21 protein-coding genes are annotated in these 25712 nt (G+C 29.4%); 7 read left to right on the top strand and 14 right to left on the bottom strand.

The window, feature by feature from the left end; genetic code table 11:
* Positions 1 to 144 precede the first annotated feature (144 nt).
* The 5 genes from KGF41_RS05070 to KGF41_RS05050 form a co-directional block, all read right to left on the bottom strand.
* The gene (locus tag KGF41_RS05070) at positions 145 to 2190 is read right to left on the bottom strand and encodes a sigma-54 interaction domain-containing protein (protein WP_227827655.1); all 2046 of its coding nucleotides are present in this window, start codon (positions 2188 to 2190) and stop codon (positions 145 to 147) included.
* A 300-nt stretch (positions 2191 to 2490) separates the two neighbouring features.
* Positions 2491 to 3300, bottom strand: a complete 810-nt coding sequence (locus KGF41_RS05065) for an alpha/beta fold hydrolase (RefSeq protein ID WP_227827656.1) — start codon at positions 3298 to 3300, stop codon at positions 2491 to 2493.
* Positions 3301 to 3383: 83 nt separating this feature from the next.
* Positions 3384 to 3917 carry a ferritin-like domain-containing protein gene (locus KGF41_RS05060; protein ID WP_227827657.1) on the bottom strand — a complete coding sequence of 178 codons (534 nt, stop codon included), beginning with the start codon at positions 3915 to 3917 and terminating at the stop codon, positions 3384 to 3386.
* A gap of 179 nt (positions 3918 to 4096) precedes the next feature.
* Positions 4097 to 5446 (bottom strand): TldD/PmbA family protein, encoded by a 1350-nt coding sequence (locus KGF41_RS05055; protein ID WP_227827658.1) that lies wholly within the window; start codon positions 5444 to 5446, stop codon positions 4097 to 4099.
* Between the two features lie 11 nt (positions 5447 to 5457).
* Entirely contained in the window at positions 5458 to 6840 is a 1383-nt protein-coding gene (locus tag KGF41_RS05050) for a TldD/PmbA family protein (RefSeq protein ID WP_227827659.1), read from the bottom strand.
* 231 nt (positions 6841 to 7071) lie between these two features.
* Between KGF41_RS05050 and KGF41_RS05045 the strand changes: the two genes are divergently transcribed.
* The 6 genes from KGF41_RS05045 (at position 7072) to KGF41_RS05020 (ending at position 15731) form a co-directional block, all read left to right on the top strand.
* A complete protein-coding gene (locus KGF41_RS05045) occupies positions 7072 to 8286 on the top strand; it encodes an FAD-dependent oxidoreductase (protein ID WP_227842545.1) in 1215 nt (404 codons plus the stop codon).
* Positions 8287 to 8486: 200 nt separating this feature from the next.
* Positions 8487 to 10379 carry a sigma 54-interacting transcriptional regulator gene (locus tag KGF41_RS05040; RefSeq protein ID WP_227827661.1) on the top strand — a complete coding sequence of 631 codons (1893 nt, stop codon included), beginning with the start codon at positions 8487 to 8489 and terminating at the stop codon, positions 10377 to 10379.
* A 267-nt stretch (positions 10380 to 10646) separates the two neighbouring features.
* A complete protein-coding gene (locus KGF41_RS05035; protein WP_227839653.1) occupies positions 10647 to 11621 on the top strand; it encodes a 2-keto-3-deoxygluconate permease in 975 nt (324 codons plus the stop codon).
* 20 nt (positions 11622 to 11641) lie between these two features.
* Complete coding sequence (locus KGF41_RS05030; protein ID WP_009891186.1) at positions 11642 to 11917, top strand: UxaA family hydrolase; 276 nt, start codon at positions 11642 to 11644, stop codon at positions 11915 to 11917.
* A 12-nt stretch (positions 11918 to 11929) separates the two neighbouring features.
* Positions 11930 to 13093 (top strand): UxaA family hydrolase, encoded by a 1164-nt coding sequence (locus KGF41_RS05025; RefSeq protein WP_227842544.1) that lies wholly within the window; start codon positions 11930 to 11932, stop codon positions 13091 to 13093.
* Between the two features lie 355 nt (positions 13094 to 13448).
* Entirely contained in the window at positions 13449 to 15731 is a 2283-nt protein-coding gene (locus KGF41_RS05020) for an EAL domain-containing protein (protein ID WP_227827664.1), read from the top strand.
* A gap of 62 nt (positions 15732 to 15793) precedes the next feature.
* Here the strand turns inward: KGF41_RS05020 and KGF41_RS05015 are convergent, their stop codons facing one another.
* The 5 genes from KGF41_RS05015 to KGF41_RS04995 form a co-directional block, all read right to left on the bottom strand.
* Positions 15794 to 17134, bottom strand: a complete 1341-nt coding sequence (locus tag KGF41_RS05015; RefSeq protein ID WP_227842543.1) for an MATE family efflux transporter — start codon at positions 17132 to 17134, stop codon at positions 15794 to 15796.
* An 11-nt stretch (positions 17135 to 17145) separates the two neighbouring features.
* Positions 17146 to 17928 carry an ABC transporter ATP-binding protein gene (locus KGF41_RS05010; protein WP_227827666.1) on the bottom strand — a complete coding sequence of 261 codons (783 nt, stop codon included), beginning with the start codon at positions 17926 to 17928 and terminating at the stop codon, positions 17146 to 17148.
* A 14-nt stretch (positions 17929 to 17942) separates the two neighbouring features.
* Positions 17943 to 18965, bottom strand: coding sequence for a FecCD family ABC transporter permease (locus KGF41_RS05005; RefSeq protein WP_227827667.1), 1023 nt, complete (start codon positions 18963 to 18965; stop codon positions 17943 to 17945).
* 5 nt (positions 18966 to 18970) lie between these two features.
* Entirely contained in the window at positions 18971 to 19984 is a 1014-nt protein-coding gene (locus KGF41_RS05000) for a FecCD family ABC transporter permease (RefSeq protein WP_227827668.1), read from the bottom strand.
* A 128-nt stretch (positions 19985 to 20112) separates the two neighbouring features.
* Positions 20113 to 21051 carry an ABC transporter substrate-binding protein gene (locus KGF41_RS04995; RefSeq protein ID WP_227827669.1) on the bottom strand — a complete coding sequence of 313 codons (939 nt, stop codon included), beginning with the start codon at positions 21049 to 21051 and terminating at the stop codon, positions 20113 to 20115.
* 280 nt (positions 21052 to 21331) lie between these two features.
* Between KGF41_RS04995 and KGF41_RS04990 the strand changes: the two genes are divergently transcribed.
* A complete protein-coding gene (locus KGF41_RS04990; RefSeq protein ID WP_227827670.1) occupies positions 21332 to 21796 on the top strand; it encodes a hypothetical protein in 465 nt (154 codons plus the stop codon).
* 122 nt (positions 21797 to 21918) lie between these two features.
* On the opposite strand, the gene KGF41_RS04985 is transcribed toward KGF41_RS04990, so the two are convergent.
* The 4 genes from KGF41_RS04985 to KGF41_RS04970 all read right to left on the bottom strand — a co-directional run bounded on the left by KGF41_RS04985 (position 21919) and on the right by KGF41_RS04970 (position 25704).
* Positions 21919 to 22236 (bottom strand): PTS lactose/cellobiose transporter subunit IIA, encoded by a 318-nt coding sequence (locus KGF41_RS04985; RefSeq protein ID WP_227827671.1) that lies wholly within the window; start codon positions 22234 to 22236, stop codon positions 21919 to 21921.
* A 12-nt stretch (positions 22237 to 22248) separates the two neighbouring features.
* Complete coding sequence (gene chbG, locus KGF41_RS04980) at positions 22249 to 22980, bottom strand: chitin disaccharide deacetylase (RefSeq protein WP_227827672.1); 732 nt, start codon at positions 22978 to 22980, stop codon at positions 22249 to 22251.
* A 22-nt stretch (positions 22981 to 23002) separates the two neighbouring features.
* Positions 23003 to 24313, bottom strand: coding sequence for a 6-phospho-beta-glucosidase (locus tag KGF41_RS04975; RefSeq protein ID WP_227842542.1), 1311 nt, complete (start codon positions 24311 to 24313; stop codon positions 23003 to 23005).
* Positions 24314 to 24387: 74 nt separating this feature from the next.
* Positions 24388 to 25704 (bottom strand): PTS transporter subunit EIIC, encoded by a 1317-nt coding sequence (locus tag KGF41_RS04970; protein WP_227842541.1) that lies wholly within the window; start codon positions 25702 to 25704, stop codon positions 24388 to 24390.
* Between the last annotated feature and the right edge of the window lie 8 nt (positions 25705 to 25712).

The following is a 25712-nucleotide window of genomic DNA, read 5'->3' as shown; positions in this document are numbered from 1 at the left end:
AAATTGACGATTTACTACTGTTTATTAGAAATGTTTTTTTATTTTTAATTCACTATTTTAAAAATTATATTAATATTCAAAATTATCTTTATTTATTTCAAACTATTATAGGGGATTTTTAAGGTGTTTTTTTCTTTTGACACCCTATATTTTCCCCTTTATTTTTACATACGATATAAAATTTTTACCTTCATTAGTTATAAAGCTACCCTGTTTTTTTATACCAGATAATAACAATCCATGATTTTTTAATTTATCTATTCTCTGTCTTATTTGGTCTACACTCAAGATAACATCTTTTTCTTTTAAGATTTCTTGTAATTTATTTCTTCCTAATGATATATTTTTATTATTCCAAATTTCTATATTCTTCAATATACAAATACTTTCATTTAAAGAATTCGATTGTTTAAAATCCAAAATAATTGAATCAAACTTTTCATTGACTAAAATATTATTTTCTTCAAATTTAAATTGTTCTGGTAAATGTTCATAGTCCACGATATCTTCTTCTACTATAGTATCAATATAATATATTAAATTTTTAAGCTCTCTTACGTTGCCTGGCCACTTATATAATTTTAATGCCTCTATTGATTTTTCTGTAAAACATTTATTACTGTTTATTTCATTTAAAAAATACTCACTTATAAGAGGTACATCTTCTTTTCGCTCTCTAAGTTTAGGTATTTCTATATGTAGTACATTAATCCTATAATATAAATCTTCTCTAAAAGAACCTTCTTTAATTTTCTGTTTTAAATTTTTATTTGTTGCAGCTATAATTCTAACATCTATTGGTATGATTTTACTTCCACCCATTCTCATAACTTCTTTTTCTTGTAAAACTCTTAAAAGCCTTTGTTGTACATCTAAGGATATGTCACCTATTTCATCTAAAAAAATTGTCCCTGTATGAGCTCTTTCAAATATCCCCATTTTTCCACCTTTTATTGCTCCTGTAAAGCTTCCTTCTTCATAGCCAAAAAGTTCACTTTCAATAAGAGTATCTGATAAAGAAGATAAGTTAACTGCAATAAATGGTTTATTCTTTCTCAGAGATTCATTATGTATTGCTTGAGCAAATATCTCTTTTCCAGTTCCATTTTCTCCAAGTATTAAAACTGAAAAATCTGTAGCTGCTATTTTCCTTGCAATATTAATCTTTTCTTTTATTATCTTACTTTCACCCACAACATTCTCAAATGTGTACTTTGATACGAATCCTTTTGTCTGAAATTTATTATAGATTTTATCTTCAAGTGTTTGTATATCACTTATGTCTTTAATACTTATAATACTCTTTACACGTTCATGATTTTCGTATACATTTACCTTATTAATTATAAGTTTTTTATTATTTAGATTTACTACTTCATCATTAACTTCATCCTCTTGAAAAAACATTTTTTTAACAACCTTGTCACTAAACAAATCCATAAAGTTATTAGATATAATTTTATTTTGGTCTATTCCAACTAGATTTGAGAATATTTTATTACAGTATATAAATTTGCCTAATTTATCAATAGAGGCTATTCCTTCATCAATAATCTCTAAGAAACTCTTCATAGTTTTGTTCATAGTTGTATAATACCTATATCCACTTACAGTATCTTCATTATATTTTTCTTTAATAATATGTAATTTATCTATTGATATATTAAGTTTTGTAAAAATTTCTATGACTGTATTTATATCGATTATTTTATCACCTATATCAATTATTTGTTTTACATTTTGTGGCACATTATTTCTACTACCTGTAATAATTCCAACCTCGCAATTTACCTTATCACACCCTGGATAATATGGTATAAGATTAATATGAATTAAACCTAACTTTTTAATTATCTTAGCTGTTTCATCTGCTGACTCCTTATAATCATCTATAACCATAACTTCAGAATCATTTTCTATGCTAATTATCTGATTTATATGTTCAATATTTATTGTACGATGTATTATCACAATAGGTATATTTTTATCAATATTATTGTGTATATATTCTTTTATATCATTATCTGAACATACTATTAATTCATACTTTAATATCTCTATATTTATTTTATCTATGTAAACCATATTATCTATATTGCAAAATTCTCCAAAAATATTTTCTAATTGTTCTGAGATATCCATATTTATTTTGTCATCAGTTGATACAAATAAAATATTATGTTTTTTCATATCACCACCTCCTGCTTACTGAATATAGAAAACAACAATTTGGTTTATTGTAGCACTTTTTGAAAAAATTTTAAATCTTAAAAGTCATATTTTATGCTATTTGGTAATATTTTCTACCAAAAAAAATAAAGGAGGTGTCTCAAAATGAACTTTTTAATTTATGAGGCACTCTTTTTTGTATGAAATCAACTAATCAACTATATTTTCATCATTTCAACAATGAAAAAGAGGCCTTTCTCTATTTTGAGACAGCCCCTTTTATATAACATCATCATATCTTTAATTATTAATAAAATATTTCTATTCCTCTAAAAACTGTAAAAATTCTTGATTAAATAATTTAAGCTCATCATAGAATATAGCATGACCGCTATACTCAAAAGTATATAAAACTGAGTCTTCTATCCTTTCATTCATAAAAACTGCAAATTCATATGGGCAAACTTGGTCTAATTTTCCATGGAATATACCTGTAGGCACTCTTACACATTTTAAATCATTAAATAGTTCTTCATCTCTTAAAGCTACAGCTGTTCCAATTGTTCCTATCCCTGATGCACTAAAACCAATATCATTAAACCACCTTCTAAAACTTTCTGATGGATTTGATGCAAACACTTTTTCCCCAAAATTAGTTACCATTTCAGGTCTATCTGTACATGCTTGAGCTATTAACTTATTAACATCTTCACGTGTCATACCATATGGAAATTCTGGATGCCTTTTTACAAATGATGGTGCCGCAGCAGCAGCTAAGACTAGTTTTGATACTCCATATCCATTAAATAAACTCATATATCTAAGTACAATTGCTCCACCCATTGAAAATCCCACAAGAGTAAAATCTTCTAATCCAATAGCATGTACCACCTTATAAATATCATCAGCCATCTGACTATAAGTATATCCTCCTGCTGTTGCATCAGAGTTACCAAAACCTCTTAAATCAATTGAAACTGTTCTGTAGCCAAGTTTTGGCAGTATATTAGTTTGATATTCAAATATCTTATGTCCTAATGGCCAGCCATGTATAAATAGAACTGTTTTTTTAGCCTTTGGATTTAAATCATACACTGCTATATTTATGTCATTCACACGTACATAATACATATCATTAGCAACTCCCTTCAAGAAAATGTATGATAGTTGTTTTATATATATGAATAAAATAGTTAATAATTAAACATTATATTCTATTTACAGTACTTTTCTATTGCTTTTTTAAACAAACCTACATGAACCTTTTCATCTAAAATTATTCTATTTAATATAGCTTTTATATAAGGGTCTTCAATAATACTTATATCCTTATAATAATTCTCAATAGCCACATACTCTAAATGTAAATCCGATTTTAATCTACTACAAATAGAATCTCCATAAAATACAAAACCACCATTCCAATATGCACCACATGAACTTGAAGAACCTCTATATATAGGATTTCCACCTAATAATCTTATAGTTTTTGCTAATATCTCCATATGTAACATTTCTGTTATAGATATATTTATCCACATTTCATTTAACTCTTTATAATTTTCATCTAAATCAAAGTTATGGTATAAGTACTGATTTACACTTGTAAATTCACTTGATACACCAGCATAATCATCCATTAATAGTTCTGCATAATACTTATTTTTTCCCAATACTTTTATTTCTGGGTATGGCTCGTCACTTGAGTATCCCTTTCTCTTATGCATATCATAGTGTGCATCATTCATGGTATCTCCTCCTTTAGATTTAAATATTGATATTAATTATATGCATCAAAGATTTAACATATGCTTTTATTAGGATGGTTAGGGTTTAATAAATAACTTAAATTAATAAAAAATCCATGCTAATAGAAATTAACATGGATTCATATTTATCTTTATATTTGTGCAATTATTTTCTATCTCTATTCATCTTTTCCTGCTACTGATAATTCTTTAATAACAATTGAAGGTGAACCTATACTGCTCATTGGAAATTCTAAGTCATTCCCTATAACTTCAATATCTTTTAATAAATCAAAGTAATTACCAGCTACTGTAATTTGTTCTACTGGAAATGATTTTTTACCATCTTTAATATAAAAACCTTTAGCTGCTAAAGAAAAATCTCCTGTTACTGAATTTGCACCTGAATGAAGCCCTGCAAAACTAGTAACCATCAAACCTTCCCCTACTTCTTTCATAATATCATCTAAAGATATATTTCCTTTCTCTATATATAAATTAGTTGGATATATACTTATAGGTGATGCATATGAAGCTTTTATTCCATTTCCCGTAGTCTTTACTTTTGCTTTATTAGCGGTCTTTAAATTATGAAGTAATGTCATAAGTTTACCATTTGAAATAACTTCTTTTTTAAAAGTAGCTACACCCTCATCATCAAAAGGAGTAGATGCCATACCATTTTCTAAAAGTGGGTCATCAACTATTGTAACTATAGGAGACGCTATCATTTCTCCTTCTCTATCTTTCAACAAAGATAATCCTTTTTGAGCTGAGTCTGCATTAAATATTCCAGAAAATGTACTAAGTAAAGATACCATTGCTTCATTAAATAATATAGTTTTATATTTGCCTGATGGTATACTCTTTCCGCCTATTTTAGATAACGCATTTTCAACTCCGAGCTTTGCTATTTCCTTTGGATTTATTTCTTCAATAGTAGTTGCTATATTGTATCCTACTCCATCATATTTTTGTCCATTGTCTTGTATAACTGGTACTACAAACCCTATAAGCAGATTAGTTTTATTACTTAACTCTAATCCTTTAGTATTATATATGCCACTACTTGCTACTGAATAAGATATAGTACAACTAGATAAGTTTACTACCTTATCTGAATAAGCTTTAGTCTCTTCTTCCATTTGTAAAGCTAATTCAATCAACTTATCTGCTTCTAAATTTTCTAGTTCCTTAGAATAAGTCTTTACTTCATTATAGTATTTGTCGCCTTCATATATAAATTGTACATCTTCATTTTCGATAGCTCTTACCCCATCTTTTACATTTTTTATCAACATATCAACAGCTTTATCATCTAAAATTTCTGTATAAGAATATCCTATCTTCCCACTTATCTTTCCTCTAAATGATAAGCCAAATGATTTATCAAGATTGTATTTTTCAACTTCTTCTTCATATATATTTATAATTAGATTTTCCACTGTGGAATAATACACTTCACACTCTTCAAAGCCTTCATTTAGAGCTTTCTTAAATAGTAAATCTTTAAAATTTTTAAGTTCCATACTTATTCCTCCTATCTTCCACCTACAGTAATTTCTTTTACTCTTATCATAGGTTGACCTACGTTGGTTGGTATACTTCCTGATACTGAACCACACATACCTTGAGCTTGTTCTAAGTTATCCCCAACCATGTCTATATTCATAAGTACATCACTACCTTTTCCAATTAAACTAGCTCCTCTAACTGCTTCTTTTATTTCTCCATTTTTTATTAAATAACCTTCTGAAACTGCAAAATTAAACTCTCCTGTTACAGGATTTACAGAGCCTCCACCCATTTTTTTGGCATATAGACCATCTGATATTGACTTTATAATATCCTTTGGCTTATCTTCTCCAGCAGCAATATAAGTATTAGTCATTCTCGAAGTAGGAGCAAATTTATAACTCTGTCTACGAGAACTTCCTGTAGGCTTCATTCCCATTCGTCTACCATTAAGTTTATCTATCATATAAGACTTTAAAATTCCATTTTCGATTAAGATATTTTTTTGAGTTTTGTTTCCTTCATCATCTATGTTCATAGAACCCCAATAGTTTGGTATTGTCCCATCATCTATCGCTGTAATTTTTGTAGATGCAATTTGTTGACCTAATTTATCTGCAAATACAGAATTTCCTTTTGCAACTGCTGTAGCTTCCAAAGAGTGTCCACAAGCTTCATGAAATATTACTCCTCCAAATCCATTATCTATTGCCACCATCATATTACCTGCTGGGCAGTTTTTTGCATGTAGCATAGTATGTGCTACTCTAGCAGATTCTCTTCCATAGTATTCTGGGTCTATATCTTCAAATATTTCAAATCCTTTACACCCTCCAGGTCCTTCAAATCCCGTTTGATTTTCATTACCTTTAGATGCAATTGAACTTATTCCCAATCTAGTTCTTATTCTTCTATCTTCCACATAAATTCCTTCAGTATTTGCAATTAGTACTTTTTGGTCTTTATCTGAATAAGTTACATTTACTTGTGATATATCACTACTAAATTCTTTTGCACTTTTATATGCAATTTTCATGACATTTACTTTATCTATATTACCTATTGAATTTGGATAGATTTTTATATTATGTAGATTGTTTATTTTAATACTGTCATTTAATATAACACTCTTCCCCTCTTCTAACTTGCCTAAAGCAATAGCAGCTTTATACGCTATGTCTAATAAACTATTCAATGAATTATCACTTGTATATGCATATATACTCTTTAATCCTTTAAATATTCTTATTCCTATACCATAGTTTCTTCCACCTATTGCATTTTCTACTTTATTATCTATTAAGCCAATAGAATTATTTATAGTGTCTTCTTCAAAAATCTCAGCAAAATCTCCGCCAGTAATTAAACACTTTTCCAATACCTTTGAAACTATATCTTTTGAAAGCATAAATCTACCTCCTATTTTAAATTTTTATTTAACTTTTATTCAATCTTTTTTACTTGTTAATCATCATTATATACCAAATTACTTATGAATATATTATACATATGTTTTACACTAAAATGTTATCATATTTTTATTTATACATACCCATTTATATAAACATTTAAAATGTATAATATTATTTGCTATAGAAAATAATACACTCATACATAATAAATGTTAGGAGTGAAATATATGAATCAAGAATATGTAAAAGGCAAGCCTATTTTTACCAGTATAAATAAAATTCCAAGACAATTTCCATACCTTACTGATGATATTGATACAGATGTTATAATCGTTGGAGGTGGTATAACAGGATGTATTTGTGCATACTATCTAGCTAAAAACAATATAAAATCAGTTATCCTTGAAAAAGGAAGGATTGCACATGGAAGTACTAGTGTAACCACATCACTTTTACAATATGAATTGGATGACAATTTGATAGATTTAACAGAAGTCATGACTCTAACTGATGCCTTAAAAGCATACAATCTTTGCGTATCAGCACTTGAAGAATTAGATAAATTTATAGAATTACATGGAAATAAGTGTGATTATGCAAAAAGAGACACTTTGCTTTACACTGCCAGTAAACTTGAAATTAAAGCTATAAAAGAAGAATATAATCTAAGAAAAGAAAATGGATTTGATGTTGAATATATCGATGAATCTACAAACCCTTTTAGTTTCGATTTAAAGTCTGGATTGATAGCAAAAAATGGTGGACGAGAAATAGACCCATACAAGTATAGTCATCATCTCATTGATGTAAGTCTGAAAAAAGGTCTTGAAGTATATGAAAATACAGAAGTAAAAAAAGTAGACTTTTCAGATGATAAAGTAACAGCTGAAGTATCTTATGGCTATAAAGTTTATGGCAAAAAACTAATTGTGGCTACAGGATATAATACAAGTTTATTTACAAATAGAAACTTCGCAACTAAATCTAATACTTTTAATATAGCTACAAAACCACTTAAAGACATTGATTCTTGGAAAGACAATATTCTGATTAGAGACAATTGTGACCCATATAATTATCTAAGAACCACTAAAGATAATAGATTGATTATAGGTGGCGAAGATGTAGACTTCAGTGATATAGAAAATGAAACTTTAGCAAATAAAAAATATGACATTCTTGAACAAAGACTAAAAGGTATGTTTAAAGACATAAAAGATATACAAGTTGATTACAAGTATTGTGGTTGCTTTGCTTCTACTTTAGATAACTTAGGTTTTATTGGACCTGATAACAAAAATCACAACTTATGGTACTGTTTAGGTTATGGAGCTAATGGAATACTTTTTGCAATCCTAGGAGGTATAATGCTTAGTAAGCTATATCTTGGAGAAGAAGATAAAAATATGAGATTATTTAAGGTAAATAGATTTGACAAATAGATGTTATTATATATTAAAAGACTGTATTTAAAAAAGCTTTAGAATTCTAAAATCTTATTTTTATACAGTCTTTTATAATAATTTATTTAAAAATACTTTATTTATAATTAAATATAAAGTAAAATATTAAAATATCACTAATAAAATTTAGTTATAATAATAATCTTTAAGTTTATTTGATGAAATATGGAGGAATTATTATGAAAGAAATACTTGTTATTGCTCCTACTAAAGGAACCTATGAAAAATCGATTCACATAGTAAAAAAATATAAGTATACAAACATTGACGTTGTATTTGGTAACTTAAAAGAAGGAATACCACTCGCCGAAAAAAGTATTAACCATGGTACTAGAATTATCATAAGTAGAGGTGGAACTTACAATATGTTAAAAGAAACGTATAACATACCTATAGTTGAGATTAAAGTAGATGCTTATGATATTATAGAAAGCTATAAGGAAGTTAAAAATTCAAATGAACCATTTGGGATAATTGGATTTAATAATGTTATATATGGCTTTGATATTATAGAAGAAATATTGAATAAGAAAATAACGATGATTGAAATTGAAAAGGAAGAAGAAATTTATAATGCTATAGAAAAATATAGAAAAAAAGGCATCAATACATATATAGGTGATACTACTGTTGCACATATTGTTGAAAGACTTAATTGTAAGGGAATATTAATTGAATCTAGAGAAGAAAACATACTTAGAGCCATTCAACAAGCTGAACAAATACTAGACGCAACTAAAGATGAACAAAAAAGAAGATTACAGATAGAAGCTATGACAGATTTTGTACATGATGGAATAATAACAGTTGATAAAAATTTTAAAATCACATTATTTAATAAGAGTGCTGAAAAAATATTTGGTATAAAGAAAGAAAATGCACTTTATCATAATGTTATAGATATTATTCCAAATACAGTTTTACCTCAAGTAGTTGAAACCATGGAACCACAAATTGGTGAAATACAGAATATAGGAAGTACAAAAATCATCACAAATAGAGTTCCAATTATCGTTGATGGTCAAATTCAAGGGGCAGTTTCTACATTTCAAGACAGTAAGGAAATAAGTTCATTTGAACACACAATAAGAAGAAGTCTATTAAACAAAGGTCTCTCTGCCAAATATACATTTGATGATATAATCTATGCAAGTGAAAAAACAAAAGATTGTATAGAAGTTGCAAAAAAATATGCTTGTTATGATACTCCAATGATTATTACAGGGGAATCTGGTGTTGGTAAAGAGCTATTTTGTCAAAGTATTCATAATTATAGCAAACGTAAAAATGCTCCTTTTGTTGCTGTAAACTGTGCTGCAATACCTCCATCTTTAATAGAAAGTGAGTTTTTTGGTTATGAAGAGGGCTCATTCACAGGAGCAAGAAAAAAAGGAAAAACAGGTGTATTTGAATTGGCACATGAAGGAACAATTTTTCTCGATGAAATAAGTGAAATTCCAATTGAACTTCAAGGAAGATTATTAAGAGTCTTACAAGAAAAGCAAGTTATGAGAATTGGTGGTGATAAAGTTATTCCCATAGATGTAAAAATAATTTGTGCTTCAAATAAAGACCTAAAAGATATGATGCGTGATGGTTTATTTAGACGAGACCTTTACTTTAGAATAAATATATTAACATTGTACCTTCCTTCACTCAAAGAGAGAAAAGAAGATATAATAAAATTATCAGAATTTTTCATAAAAAAATATTCAGCTAAATACAATAAGATACCTTTAATTATCACTCCAAATATCAGACAAGCTCTTCTTGAAAAAGAATATGAAGGAAACATAAGAGAATTAGAAGGAATAATCGAGAGAGCTGTTATTATAGAATCATTTGATTCAATTTTATCAGAAAAATACAATAGTGAATGTGCAAATACTATAACTGATACAGATAAGGCTGATTTTAAATATAATAACTTAGACTTAAAAACACTAGAAAAAAAATATATATACAAAGTCTATAATGAAAATAATAGAAACACTACAAAAACTTGTGAAATACTAAAAATCACTCGCTCTACTCTATGGAGAAAGTTAAAAGAAATCGAAAGTGATGTTTAAAAATAATACATATATAATATATCGAAACGTTTTATGTTTAATTTTAATACATAAAACGTTTATTTTTTTCTATTTAAAATTCTACTACATAATAAATAGATTATTTTTTTCGCTATATTTTTCCATATATTTTTTTTAATCTAAGTAATCTACAGTATTTTATACGAATATTAAAAATACTTATAAAAATTAAAACTATATGACACCTCTATTGGCATAGTAATTGCTTTTAAATACTTATATAAAAATTAAAAGGAGTGATACTAGATGCATATCTTAAAATCGGTGAAAAAGATACCAGGAGGACTTATGGTCTGTCCCCTGCTATTGGGAGCACTATTTAATACAGTATGTCCACAGGCTCTTGAAATTGGAGGATTTACAACTTCCTTATTTAAAACTGGTGCAATGAGTATACTTGCTCTATTTTGTCTATGTAATGGCGCTCAAATCAACATAAGACAAGCAGGCAAACCTTTGACTAAGGGCATAGTACTCACGGCAACAAAATTTATAATTGGTGCAGTACTAGGTATTATTGTTAGTAAATTCATTGGTCCTAAAGGCATAATTGGTATTACACCTCTTGCTATAGTTGCTACTATGACTAATTCAAATGGAGGTCTATTTGCTGCTCTTGCTGGTGAATATGGAGATTCTACAGATGTTGGTGCGATATCTATATTATCTCTAAATGATGGTCCATTTTTTACGATGCTTGCCTTTGGGGTAACTGGACTTGCAAATGTACCTATAGTAGCTTTATTTGCAGCACTCATACCAATACTACTTGGATTTATACTTGGTAATCTCGATGAAGATATACGAGAATTTCTTGCACCTGGTACAACATTATTAATACCTTTCTTTGCTTTTCCTCTAGGAGCTGCATTAAACTTTAACCAAATTATAACTGCTGGATTCCCTGGAGTTATACTAGGTCTTGCTGTAACTCTAATAACAGGTATGGGTGGATATTTTGTAATGAAACTTATACGTGCAGAACATCCAGCAGTAGGTGCAGCTACTGGTACAACAGCAGGTAATGCAGCTGGTACTCCTGAAGCTTTAGCCGCTATTGACCCTACACTTGCCACAATTGCGGCCGTTTCAACAGTACAAGTTGCTGCTGCTATCATTGTTACAGCAATATGTTGTCCAATGCTCGTCTCCTATTTGGATAAAAGAGAAAAAAGAAAAAAAGCTATTTTTAAAACAAATAAAAACATAGAAGTAAACTAATATTTTGAGGAGGTAAAAGTATGAACGCAATTATTCATGCAAATGAAAAAGACAATCTAGTTACATGTGTTAGACCTTTAGTTAAAGGTGAAAAAGTTTCAATTGATGGAAAATCTTATATAGTAAATGATAATATTCCTGTTTTTCATAAGATGGCTACAGAAGATGTAAAAAAAGGTGATGTTGTTTATAAATATGGCGAGATTATAGGAATTGCAACAGTTGACATAAAAACTGGTGACTATGTTCATGTACATAATATTGAAAGTACACGTGGTCGTGGAGATAAAAAATAGGAGGTAATAAAAATGAAATTAATGGGTTATTTAAGAGAAAATGGACAATATGGTATTCGTAATCATGTTTTAGTTATTCCAACATCTGTCTGTTCAAGTGAGACAGCCATAAGAATTGCAGCACTTGTTCCTGAAGCAATAGCTATCCCACATCAACATGGATGTTGTCAAATTGGCTCTGATATAGAGCTTACAGCAAAAACATTAATAGGATTTGGTAAAAACCCTAATGTAGCTGCTGTTTTAGTAATTGGCCTTGGATGTGATGGTATTCAAGCAAAAGATTTAGCATCTGAAATATCTACAACAGGAAAAAAAGTTGACTATGTTGTTATACAAGAATGTGGTGGAACACTAAAAGCAATAGCTAAAGGTGCTGAAATAGCAGGTCATATGGCTCGTGAAATATCAAAAGAAGTAAGAGTTGAATTTGATATGAGCGAAATTACATTGGCACTTGAATGTGGTGGCTCTGATCCAACAAGTGGAATCGCATCAAACCCTTCAATAGGAATTGCATCAAATCTTCTTATAGACGAAGGTGGAAGTAGTATATTAAGTGAGACTACAGAAGTAATTGGTGCAGAACATTTATTGGCTACTCGCTTTGAAGATGAAAACATGAAAGAAAAGTTTCTTAAATTTGTAAGTGATGTAGAAAAAAGAGCAATCACTATGGGAGAAGATTTACGCAGTGGTCAACCTACTCCAGGTAATAAAGCTGGTGGATTATCAACAATTGAAGAAAAATCACTTGGCTGTATGTATAAAGCAGGGGACAAACCATTCAAAGGTGCTCTTGAATATGCTGAGATTTTACCTTCAGATAAGAAAGGATTATATTTTATGGATACTCCAGGTCAAGATATAGATTCTATCACTGGTATGGTAGCAGGTGGTGCACAGATTGTAATCTTCTCAACTGGTAGAGGTACTCCAACAGGAAGCCCAATTTCACCAGTTATTAAAATTACTGGAAACAGTGATACATACAACAAAATGATAGATAATATTGATATAAATGCAGGTAGAATTATAACAGAAGGTGCTAAAATTAAAGATATAGGTAAAGAAATATTCGATGAAATAGTAGAAGTATGTAATGGCAAACACACTAAAGCTGAAAGCCTTGGTCATAGAGAATTTGGTATTTACAGAATTTCATCTACATTCTAGTTTGTAATAAATATAAGGTATTGTTTTATAAATTCAATATTTATGCAGAGACTATAAATTAAAAATCCTTTATAAATGTTTTTTCAACCCCAAAAAGAACTGTATCAAAATAGTTAAAATAATTTTGAAAACAGTTCTTTTTTTATTTATAAAATATTATAACTCATAACAATATTATTTAATTAAATTCCAGTATAAATTATAAGAATATCTTCCCTACTTTTTAAAAGAATCTACATAAGAATAAGCGTAAAAATAAAATTTAGCGCCTTCACAGATATAAATATTTGGTATAATATGTCTGAGAGGAGTCTTCTTTGTAAGCCAATAAAAGATGGAGGATGGAATATAAAAAATGTATACTAAAAGCGCACAAAATAAAAAAATAATAATTACTTTATTGCTAACTCTTATTATAATTGTGTCCTTAGTTTGTATTACTTTTGTTATGACACTACATAAAGTAACTCATAGTGAAACAGAACGCTATCTTACAGAAATCTCAGAGAGTGTCTCCACTACAATTAATGTAAAATGTAAAAGTATATTTAAAATATTATACTCTATAGGGGATACTTATTTTCAGTTTAGTGATAACAATAAAAATGTCACTGAATATTTATCTAAAAAATCAAAATTATTGGAGTTTGATTGGTTAGGTATTGTCAATTCTAATGGGAGTTTTATAGGCACTGATGAAAGTACAGGTAATGTTAAAGGACAATATTTTTATAGAAAAGCTCTTCAAGGTGAAGAGACAATTACTCCAATCAAATCTCAATCTGGTATATATGGAATTTTATATTCTGTACCACTTTATAAAAATGATAAAATAGTCGGAGCTGTTACTGCTTGGAATACTCTTGATACTATGAGAACTTTACTAAGCGTGGAAAGTTTTGGTGGTGAAGGATTTTCTCAAATCATTGACAAAAATGGAAATTTTATTGTAAGTTCAGACAACAAAAACGCGCCAAAAAATGTTGTAAACTTTTTCGACACAATTAAAAAACATGGAAGCTATACTGGTAAAAATACTCTTGGAGAAATGAAAGCAAACTTAAAAGAGAACAAAAAAGGTTCTATGTACTTTACATTGGATGATGGTATTTATAAAGCAATGCACTATGTTCCTCTGGAAGAAGAAAATCTATACCTACTTTCAATTGTTCCAGTAAAAGTAGCAAATGCACAGTTTGATTTACTTCTAAAAAAAGTAGTTTTTATCAACATTTTAATTATTATATTATTTTTATTACTTATCATATCAATTATATTTATAAATCGCAAAAATAGAGAACAACTTATAAAAATCGCCTATGTAGACCCTGTAACTAAAGGCTATAGTAAGGCACGTTTTGATATGGAAGCTAAAGAAATCATACAATCATCTTCATCAGGAACCTATTCATTAGTATCTATAAATATTCAGAAGTTCAAACTTATTAATGATTCTTTTGGTAGTGACGCTGGAGATAAAACATTAAAATACATACATGATGTAATTGCTAATTATTTGGAACGAAAAGAATTACTTTGTAGAGTTTCTAATGACCAGTTTAATATTCTTATTAAAACTATTTCACAGAAAGAAATTCTTAAGTACATAGAAAATATTACAAACGATATTAACAGTTTTAATAAAGATAAAGAATGTAAATATTTCATAGCTCTTTCTATAGGCGTCTATAAAATTGATGACCCAAATATACCACTAGTATCAATTCAAGACCGTTCAAATGTAGCACGAAAAAATATTAAAGGAAATGCTGTAAATCATCCACTTTACACATGTGTATTTTATAGTGATTTAGAACGTTTGAGAATGCTTAAAGAAAAAGAAATGGAAAATAGAATGGAAGAAGCATTAGATAATAATGAATTTGTAGTCTACCTCCAACCTAAGGTAGACCTTAAAAACAATAATATTGTAGGTGCAGAAGCGTTAGTACGATGGCAAGACCCAGATAAAGGTCTTATTCCACCAAATGATTTTATTCCTTTCTTTGAAAAGAATGGCTTCATCATCAAACTTGACCATTATGTGTTTGAAAAATCATGTGCCATGATACGAAAATGGATAGACAATGGAGAAACTCCAATACCTATTTCAGTTAATTTTTCACGTGCCCATTTAAATAATAAAGATTTTTTGAAAAAATACAAAACAATTCGTGATAAATACGATGTTCCTGCTAAACTTTTGGAAATCGAATTAACTGAAACACTTGTATTTGATAACTTACAAATGTTACTCAATGTAATAGACCAAATCCATGAGGAAGGTTTTCAATGTTCACTAGATGATTTTGGAAGCGGATATTCTTCACTTAACATGCTAAAAGAAATAAAAGTCGATACTCTAAAACTTGACCGAGCATTTTTTAGTGCTCCCAATGCAGATAATATATCTGAAAATCATGTAATAGAATCTGTAGTTGAACTGGCAAAAAAATTAAATATGAATAGTATATCGGAGGGTGTTGAAACAATCTTACAGATGGAATATCTAAAGAAAATTAATTGTGATATGATACAAGGATATGTTTTTTCTAAACCTATACCTCAAGAAATATTTGAAAAAATGGCTTTTGGAAAAACACTAGATGAAGTCAATACAAGCGATGCCATAAAATAATAGCCTGTCTCTATAAAATGATTTTAATCATTTTGAGACAGGACTTTTTATTTTTCAATATTTTAGGCTTGATTCATCTTAAATTCTCTTCTTAAGAACAATAATACAATTATCATAGCAATAAAATCTGCAATTGGCTGTGCTAACCAAACCCCATCTAAATTAAATCGAATTGGAAGTACAATAATCAATGGTATAAATAAGATAAACTGTCTCAAAAGAGTCAAAAACATAGAATGTTTAACTTTACTTACACATTGAAAATACACAGGTCCAACAATAGAAATCCCCATTATAGGCAAGGTGATTAAATTTATATTTATACCTCTTACAGCTATTTCCATTAGATTTGAATCTTTGTTGAATATGCCAACAAATACTTCAGGAAATACCTGCACTACTAAAAATCCAAAAGATAATATAACTATAGATACTAAGATAGACAGTATTAGGGTTTTCTTTGCACGGTCAAATTGCTTTGCTCCATAATTATATGATATTATAGTTTGCATACCTTGATTTAGACCAAATACAGGCATCATAAACATCAACAAAATAGATGTAAGAGCTGTCATAGCTCCAATAGCCAAATCTCCACCATAAACCTTTAGAGAATTATTAGTAAGTACATGAGTTATACTTATCGCTACTTCCATTGCAAATGGTGTCATACCTATTGCAAATATTTTTTTTGTTATATTTATATCTAATTTTAAATTGTATTTTTTTAATTTTAAATTAGATTTCCCTCTTATAAAATAATGTGCTACCCAAATAAATACCACGACTTGACAGAGTACAGTTGCTATAGCTGCACCTTTTATACCTAAGTTAAACACAAATATAAATATTGGGTCTAATATCAAATTTAGTATACAACCTACTATCATTGTTCTAGCTGCTAACTTAGGATTTCCCTCTGCTCTAATTGCATTATTTAAAGAAAATGCAATTAGATTAAATGGAGTTCCAAGCAATATAACACTCATATAGTCTTTTGCATAAGATATTGAATCTTTGCTTGCTCCCAAAAGAAAAAGTATGTCTTCTAAAAAAACTAATCCTAATACAGTTATAATTATAGATATAATTATAGATAGTGTAAGGGCATTACCCAATATTTTTTCTGCTTCTTTCTTATTTTTTTCTCCTAACTTTATAGATAAGCTTGTACTAGCACCTACTGATACTAACATTCCAAAAGCTATTATTAGTGTAAATACTGGCATAGTTACACCAAGTCCTGCAATAGCTATAGACCCAACTCCTTCCATAGAGCCAATAAAAGCTCTATCTACTACATTGTAAAGTGAAGTTACCATCATCGCTATTATTGCAGGTATTGAATACCTAAATAATAAAATCCATATTTTTTCATGTCTTAATGCTTCTTGATTTTCCATGTTGTCACCATTTATACCATGTCATAAGTTATACAAATTGGTTTATTTGTCCTTGGGTCTGTTGCTATTTCTGCATCGATATTAAACAACTCCTTTAGATTATCTTTTGTCATAACATCGTACGCATTACCTTGACAAACTATCTTACCTTTCTTAATACCTATCATGTGGTCAGCAAATCGTGCTGCGTTATTAAGTTCATGTATTACCATGACAATAGTTCTTCCTTGTTTTTTGTTTAATTCATCTAATAATTTTAGTATTTCTAATTGATGAGCTAAATCTAAATATGTTGTAGGCTCATCTAATAAAAGTATATCAGTCTCTTGTGCCAAAGCCATAGCTATCCATGCTCTTTGTCTTTGTCCTCCTGATAAATCTTCCATACTTCTATCCTTAAACTCTGAAATTCCAGTAACCTCTAAGCTCCAATTTACAATATCTCTGTCTTCTTTACTAGAATTTCCAAATCCACTTTTATGAGGGAATCTTCCATATGAAATTAGCTCTGAAACAGTAAGACCACTAGGAGCTTGAGGACTTTGTGGAAGTACAGCCATACTTTTCGCTATCTCCTTAGATTTTTTCTTATATATATCTTCTCCATTTATATATATATTTCCATTTTTAGGGCTAATAATTCTTCCTATTGTTTTAAGTATTGTAGACTTTCCACAACCATTAGCCCCTATTATAGTAGTTATCTTTCCTTTTGGTATATTTAAATTTAAATCTTTTATAATATCTGTATTTCCATATGATACATTTAGATTTTTAGTATTTATACAATTCATAACAACACCCTTTCCTAATCATTTGCCAACATTAAATAAATAAAGTATGGTACTCCTATTATAGAGACAACTATACCTACTGGTATTTCTATAGGAGCAAGAATATTTCTAGATATAGTGTCTGCCACTAAAAGTAATAATGTACCTATCAACGCTGATACTGGTATTAGTCTTTTATGTCTTGGACCTATTATCTTTCTTCCTATGTGTGGTGCTATTAAACCTAAAAACGAAATACTCCCTGCTACGGATGTTGATACACCAGATAAAATCACTGCATATATTATGAGTCTTCTTCTTTGCTTCTCTACATCTACACCAAGACTTGTAGACACTTCATCACCTAAGTTCAAGACATCTATATACTTAGCCTTATACATAGTTATTCCCATAAAAATCACTATAAATGGAAGTACAGCTATTACATATTTCCAACTAGTTCCCCAGATGCTACCTGATGTCCATACCATAACTCTATTAAATTCTTGTGTTGTAAATTTTAATTGAAATATCGTCAAAATTGAAGTAAAAGCGATATTTACGCCTATACCAATTAGTAGTAACCTTGATGAATTTATTCCACCTTTCCATGCAAGAGAATATATCAAAAATGCTCCAAACAAAGCTCCTACAAGTGCAACAACTGGCATTGTAAATACAGTGAGATTACTCATGCCTTCATAAACATTACCATTCATAAGATATATATAAACAACTACAAATAATGCTGCTCCTGAATTTATACCCAAAATTCCAGAGTCAGCCAAATCATTCTTTGTAACTCCTTGAAGTATTACACCTGCTGTTGATAATGCTGAACCAACCAATAACGCTATTATTATTCTTGGTAATCTCAGTTTAAATATTGCAATTTCATGATTACGCTGACCTTGACCTATAAAAGTCTTTATAACATCCATTGGTTCTATAGAAAATGAACCTAAATTTAAACTAACTAGAAAAGCAATAAAAATAAGTACCATCAAAATTGATATAACAAGTAAAGTTTTAGAATTTGTTTTTATAATATTTTTCATAGCACCTATTTATTCCCCTTTCTAACAAGATATATAAATATTGGAACTCCTATAAGAGCAGTTATAGAGCCAACTGGAGTCTCATATGGAGGATTTATCATTCTACTTAATATATCCGTATATACAAGTAGCACAGCTCCTAGAACCAAAGAACTTGGTATTATATACTTATAATCTGAGCCTACTATTCCTTTAGCTATTTGAGGAACTATGAGACCTATAAAAATAATATTACCTGATACTGAGACAGATGCTCCAGTCATTAATATTACTAAGACTATACATATAAACCTAACAATGTCAGTTTTTTGTCCTAGCCCTATTGCCACTTCTTCTCCAAGACTTAGGATAGTTATTCTTGGGGCCATAATCATAGATAGTATAAATCCAATACCTCCAACTATAAATAATAGCTTTATACCTTCCCACGTCACGCCTACAAGTCCTCCTGATATCCAAAAACTTAATTGCTGAGATAGATTAAAGTACATGGATATTGCAGATGCCAAAGAAATTAACAATGTTCCAAGAGCTACCCCTGCAAGAGCTAATTTTACGTTATTAACTCTTCCTCTTGATTTGGAACTTATAAAATATATAAATAAACCACTTATACTTGCTCCAATAAATGCAAATATCATTATGCTAAAGCTCCCATGTATAAGTTTAGGAAATTTTTGTTGAAGTACTAATGATATTGCAATTGCAAATGTAGCTCCCTGTGTAATTCCTATAACAGAAGGTTCAGCTATAGGATTTCTTGTTATTCCTTGCATTATAGCACCTGAAACTGCTAAAAATCCTCCAACAAGTGCTGCTGCTATTGCCCTTGGAAGTCTAACATCCTTCACTATTCTCATATTTATTCCATCTTCCATATTTGTCAAACTACTTATAACAGTCGATAGATTCATATCTTTAGCCCCAATAGTTATGGATAATACAATTCCAAATACAAGCGCAACTATACTTATTAATATCAACGAATAAGTCAGATTTTTTTTACTAAGTGTAGTCAATTATCCTACCTCCTTTTCCCTTTTAATTGTTAGTACAGTAATATTCATTAGGTATTTTATAATTTTAAACTTATTAAAAATAGGTGTGAAAAATGAACATCATTATCTCACACCTAATAAGTTAAGAATTACTTTGTTAATTCATTTTTAACTGATTCTAATAACAACTCTTTTCCAATTGGATTATATGATTGGCTGAAAAATGGAGCTGCATCAAGTATTGTTACGTTTCCATCTTTTACTGCTCTTATTTGAGCCCATATAGCACTATTTTCTAAATCTTTTTTATCTGATTCTGTAGCTATCACAATTATATGGTCTGCATCTATATCTGTAAGACCTTCCATACTTACCATTGGTAATGTTATTCCATCTTGCTTTGGCATATTTTTAGGTCTAGCTAATTTCATATCATCATTAATTAAAGTTCCAATTCCTCCATCACTAAACACCATAAATTGCCCTGAACTTGCTAACACTGGTAAATAAGTTTTTTCTCCATTTTTTTCTACAACTTCTTTACCTAGTTTTGTAGCTTTTTCATCATACTTTTGTAACCAATCCTTAGCTTCGTCTTCTTTATCAAATATTTTTGAAACATCAGTTAACTTACTTCTCCAGTCATTTGCATAATCTTTCATCATGACTACAGGAGCTATTTCTTTTAATTGGTCATAGATTTTTTCTTGTCTTTGACTCATTATTATTAAATCTGGATTTGCTTCTAATATAGCTTCCATATCCATAGTATCCATCATAGAGTGACCTACTATCTTTACATCTTTAAGTTCTTCTCTTATGTAACTTGGTAATTTATCAGTTTCATATGAGTCTATATTTGCTGTTGCAATAGGTGTATAGCCAGCTATTAATAATTCCTCACTACTTCCTGATATATCAACTATTTTTTTAGGATTTGATGGTATCTTCACCTCTCCCTTAACAGATTGTACAACTCTTGTATCTGATTTTTCTTTATTATCTGTGTTACTATCTGAACATGCTGTAACAAGTACTAACGTAGTTATAATAGATATAAATATTGCTAATGATTTTATTTTTTTCATGATTATTCCTCCTACTTGTTTATTATACTTATATGATATTGATTATCATAAGCACATATTTATTATAGCATTTTTCTAGTTTTAGTCAATATTATTTTGCAAAAGGATAAAAATTCCTAATTAATCTTAATTATATATACTACAGATAAGGTTTTCTTTTATTTAACAATAAATTTTATACCTGTTTTTTATGTAAATATAATAAATAGAATGACTTTTCAGTTAAACAATGATAAAATGCAAGGTACAAAACAGTAATTTAGTAAGGAGGATTTAAATCGTGGTACATTTAGTATATTGTGATAATGCAGGGAAAAAAGGAGAAAAGGTCTTAGACAAAATTTTAGCGGGAACTAAGACGATGGTAATTAGAGGTGCTGCTGGTAGAAAAATACCACATAGCAGAGTATTTCAAGGAGAATTACTTTATTTTATGGAAAAAGGAACTTCAAAAATTTCTGCAAAGGCTACTGTTAAAAAAGTAGACAACTATGTTAAATTAACAGAAGACGAAATTTGCAAAGTTCTAGATGAAAATCAATCAAAATTAAATTTATCCGAAAAGCAAAAAATTCGTTGGCATAAAAAGTGTTTATGCTTGGTTGAGTTTGAAAACGTTCAAGAAATAACACCTCTTGATTTCGACCACCAAGGGAATATGGATGATTGGCTTATTATTGAAAAAATTGAAGATGTAGTTGTTGGTACTAGTATACCTTACAATTACGAAAAATCTAAATTTTAAAATATTAATAAAATAATAAGAGATTCCTAAGTTATAACTTTTAAATTTATTCTAATAAAAAAGAGTGTCTTTAATAATTATAGAAATTATTAAAAACACTCTTTCATAATAGTTAAATTAGACTACTTGCTTTCCAATCTTTCATACAAATCTACAAATTCTTCTGCTAGTTGTTGAAAGTTCATAGATGTCATTAAATGGTCTTGTGCATGAACTAATATAACACTCATTTCAGTTTTATTACCACTAGCTTCATTTTGTATTAATTCTGTCTGGAATTTATGTGCTTTATGAATTGATTCTTTTGACTTTTCAATGCACGCTCTAGCATCATCTATATTTCCGTTCTTTGCTTCTTTTATAGCTTCAAAAGCTAGACCTTTTGCATCACCTGCAAATCCAATTATTCCAAAAGATATTTCTATCATCTTCTCATCCATCTGTATTACCTCCTAAATATCTCTATAGCTTGATATGACTAATCCATTTTCTCTCAAAAACTCTCTGACTTTTTTAGATGTAAGTATTTTGTGCTCTTTCGTTCTATCAATTGCATAAGATGTAGAATTTAAAATATAATCATCTAAAAAAGCTGGGTGAGACATAATATCCACTACATCATACTTCATTATTTCTTCTATATTTTTTATAAAATATTCTTCACTCACATTTTCTTTATAAAAGCTATCTATTAATGGAACTATTTTTGAATACTCTAAATCGTATTCAAAACCTCCTCTTATTGGAAGATTATACTTATTTACAATTTTCTCTATTATTGGTTTTAAATTTACTAAAGTATGAATATGATGATGACTATCTAAATGAGATATGTCTATTCCAAGTTCTTTTACTCTATCTATTTGAGCACAAAGTTCTCTATAAATCTCGTCATAATCCATTTTTTTAATAATTTCGTCTGTAATTCTTCTAATAAAAAAACCTTCTTTATCAACAATAGTTTTTAAGTTAGACAATAATGGTCTACCACAACTTAAAGTCATATGAACTCCACAATTTAAATCTCTATTTTCTTTAAGTAGCTTTACTCCATGTTCTACACCAGGCATATTTGCCATCATAGATGTAGACTTAACTATTCCATTATTATGAGCTGATATTATACCATAATTCACAGCTTCGCAATATCCAAAGTCATCTGCATTTATTATAATTTTAGTCATACCATAACCTACTTTCTATAAACTATCTATTAAATCTAGGAAGATAATCTTTATGAGCTTCTAACATTTCATCTAATATAGTTTTTGCCAAATCATCAGATGGAATCAATGGGTTTATACAAAGTGCCAATAGAGCAGAATCATAATCTCCATATACAGCTGCTTTGGCTGCTAAAACTTCAAATGACTTAATTTGACTTACTAACCCATGTACAGAATCTGGTAAATATCCTATACTTAATGGTCTTGGTCCATTTTTTGTTATTACACTACTTACTTCTACTGCCTGCTCATCTTTAAAGTCTCTTATAGCCCCATTATTTAATGTATTAACTACTTGGATGTCTTTTTTATCATTGTATATAGAACTTATTAGATTACAAGCAGCATCACTATAATAAGCTCCTCCTCTTTTTTCAAGTTGAGGTGGTTTTATATCTAGTTTTTCATCTTTATATAATTCAAATAATTGTTCTTCTAATTCTTTAACCACTTGACCTCTAGCTTTTCCCTCTTTAAACTCTAATAACTCATCTTCAAGCATTTCTTTAGTTTTATAATAATATCTATGATATGGGCAAGGTATAGCACCTAAAGATTTTATAAAATCAGCATTAAAATCAATTGCCTTTATATTTTGCATACTTATATCTGCTTTAACAAACTTATCTATTGCTTCATTTGTAACATCTTCTCCATCTAAAGCTACATTAAGACCATAAACCATATGATTAAGACCTGCAAAATCCATACTTATTCTATCACTTTCTACATTGAATAGTTTAGCTACATCATTTTTTAAATGAATTGGGACATTGCATAGACCTATATATTTTTTAAAGTTAGTGTATTTGAATACAGCTTCTGTTATTATTCCTGTTGGATTTGTAAAGTTCACCATCCATGCATTTGGACATAATTCTTCCACATCTTTTATTATATCAAATATAACTGGTATTGTACGAAGAGCTTTAAACAACCCACCTGCACCATTAGTTTCCTGTCCCATAACTCCATGAGATAAAGGAATAGTTTCATCTTTAATTCTTGCATCTAAAAGGCCTACTCTGAGTTGTGTTGTTACAAAATCTGCGTCTTTTAAAGCTTCTCTTCTATCTAAAGTAAGATTTATTTTCATATCTATTCCAGCTTTTTTTACCATTCTTTTAGCTAGATTCCCTACTATATCTAGTTTTTCTTTTCCATCTTCTATATCTACAAGCCATAATTCCTTTACAGGTAGCTCCTTATATCTATTTATAAAACCTTCTACAAGTTCAGGAGTATAACTTGAACCTCCTCCAATTGTAACTATTTTTAGCCCATTTTTCATCTCATTATACCATCCTTACTTATAATTTAGTATATATTACAGAACTTTATCTGTTTATTGTTGAATAAAATTACCTAGTTGTTAATTTTTGTTAATTTTTTAGCTTCCATTTTTTCAGATGCTATAACAAATGGAATGTATATTAATATTGACAATATTAAATTAAATAGTGCTAAAGCTCCTCCACTCCAGTCACCTGTGGCCATTGCTCCACCTAATATAGGAGGTGTTACCCAAGGTATTTTAGGTAAAATTACTGGTGCTACTAATCCAAAATCTATTGCTAAATATGATACAGCACTACACACTACTGGTGCAAGTACAAATGGAATCATAAAAATAGGATTTAAAACTATTGGAAGCCCAAATATTAATGGTTCTCCTATATTAAATATTGCTGGAGGTCCCCCTAACAATATCATCTCTTTACGTCTTCTTCCTGCTATTAATAAAGCTACAACTAATCCTAATACCATTCCTGAACCACCTAAATACACAAATGCATCAAAGAATGAACCTGCAAGTACATGATATCCTTCAGTTGCACCTGCTTGAGCTAAGGCAGCGTTTTCTCCACCTAATTTCATAAGTATTGTTTCTGTAAAAGGAAGTGCTATATTTGCACCATGAAGACCAACAGTCCAAAGTATATGAATTATAAATGCAATAAGCATTGTAGAACCTAAACTATCAGCTACGTTTGATAGTGGTGCTCCTAAGTAAGTATTCAAAATATCTGTTAAGAAACTTCCATCTGAAAGCATTTTTATAAATATTCCTATTACAGTAAATATCATTATAGTTAACATTCCTGGTATTAACTTTGCAAATGAGCTTGAAACTGCTGGTGGAACTCCATCTGGCATTTTTATAGTTAATTTCTTTACTTTAGATAATCTTACAAATATCTCAGCAGATAATAACCCTATTAATATAGAAGAGAAGAGTGCTGCTGTTCCTAAGTAAGTCTGTTGTATCATTCCCCATCCTTCAACTGCGCTAGTACCACCTTCTGGAACTATCTTACCAATTTGTGGAGCCATTATAAAAAATATAGATAGTGCTATAAGACCAGCTTGTAATCCATCACTTTCATAAGACTTTGCTAGGAAATAGGCAACACCTATTACTAAAAATACTGCCATCGTACCTATAGCTCCCCACCAAAGGTCTTCTCCAAACATAGTCCAATTTTCTCCAAATATATTTGCCATCAGATTTTTATACGCTTCTAATGGCAAGTTGTTTATCAATGTTCCCAATGCACCTACCATAGTTATAGGTATCATTGCTATAAATGCATCCCTTACTGCTACTAAGTGCCTTTGAGCCCCTACCTTTGCAGCTACAGGCACTATATATTTATCCATAAATGACATGAATTTTTCCATTTTACATC

The sequence above is a fragment of the Clostridioides sp. ZZV14-6150 genome, assembly GCF_020657875.1.
Classification (GTDB): Bacteria; Bacillota; Clostridia; order Peptostreptococcales; family Peptostreptococcaceae; genus Clostridioides.
This window is presented reverse-complemented; position numbering and strand designations above follow the sequence as displayed.

Bases quoted from the DNA above. Each gene is read 5' to 3' on its own strand.
- KGF41_RS05070 (WP_227827655.1), bottom strand. From the start codon at position 2,190: ATGAAAAAACATAATATTTTATTTGTATCAACTGATGACAAAATAAAT.
- KGF41_RS05065 (WP_227827656.1), bottom strand. From the start codon at position 3,300: ATGTATTATGTACGTGTGAATGACATAAATATAGCAGTGTATGATTTA.
- KGF41_RS05060 (WP_227827657.1), bottom strand. From the start codon at position 3,917: ATGAATGATGCACACTATGATATGCATAAGAGAAAGGGATACTCAAGT.
- KGF41_RS05055 (WP_227827658.1), bottom strand. From the start codon at position 5,446: ATGGAACTTAAAAATTTTAAAGATTTACTATTTAAGAAAGCTCTAAAT.
- KGF41_RS05050 (WP_227827659.1), bottom strand. From the start codon at position 6,840: ATGCTTTCAAAAGATATAGTTTCAAAGGTATTGGAAAAGTGTTTAATT.
- KGF41_RS05045 (WP_227842545.1), top strand. From the start codon at position 7,072: ATGAATCAAGAATATGTAAAAGGCAAGCCTATTTTTACCAGTATAAAT.
- KGF41_RS05040 (WP_227827661.1), top strand. From the start codon at position 8,487: ATGAAAGAAATACTTGTTATTGCTCCTACTAAAGGAACCTATGAAAAA.
- KGF41_RS05035 (WP_227839653.1), top strand. From the start codon at position 10,647: ATGCATATCTTAAAATCGGTGAAAAAGATACCAGGAGGACTTATGGTC.
- KGF41_RS05030 (WP_009891186.1), top strand. From the start codon at position 11,642: ATGAACGCAATTATTCATGCAAATGAAAAAGACAATCTAGTTACATGT.
- KGF41_RS05025 (WP_227842544.1), top strand. From the start codon at position 11,930: ATGAAATTAATGGGTTATTTAAGAGAAAATGGACAATATGGTATTCGT.
- KGF41_RS05020 (WP_227827664.1), top strand. From the start codon at position 13,449: ATGTATACTAAAAGCGCACAAAATAAAAAAATAATAATTACTTTATTG.
- KGF41_RS05015 (WP_227842543.1), bottom strand. From the start codon at position 17,134: ATGGAAAATCAAGAAGCATTAAGACATGAAAAAATATGGATTTTATTA.
- KGF41_RS05010 (WP_227827666.1), bottom strand. From the start codon at position 17,928: ATGAATTGTATAAATACTAAAAATCTAAATGTATCATATGGAAATACA.
- KGF41_RS05005 (WP_227827667.1), bottom strand. From the start codon at position 18,965: ATGAAAAATATTATAAAAACAAATTCTAAAACTTTACTTGTTATATCA.
- KGF41_RS04995 (WP_227827669.1), bottom strand. From the start codon at position 21,051: ATGAAAAAAATAAAATCATTAGCAATATTTATATCTATTATAACTACG.
- KGF41_RS04985 (WP_227827671.1), bottom strand. From the start codon at position 22,236: ATGGATGAGAAGATGATAGAAATATCTTTTGGAATAATTGGATTTGCA.
- chbG (WP_227827672.1), bottom strand. From the start codon at position 22,980: ATGACTAAAATTATAATAAATGCAGATGACTTTGGATATTGCGAAGCT.
- KGF41_RS04975 (WP_227842542.1), bottom strand. From the start codon at position 24,313: ATGAAAAATGGGCTAAAAATAGTTACAATTGGAGGAGGTTCAAGTTAT.
- KGF41_RS04970 (WP_227842541.1), bottom strand. From the start codon at position 25,704: ATGGAAAAATTCATGTCATTTATGGATAAATATATAGTGCCTGTAGCT.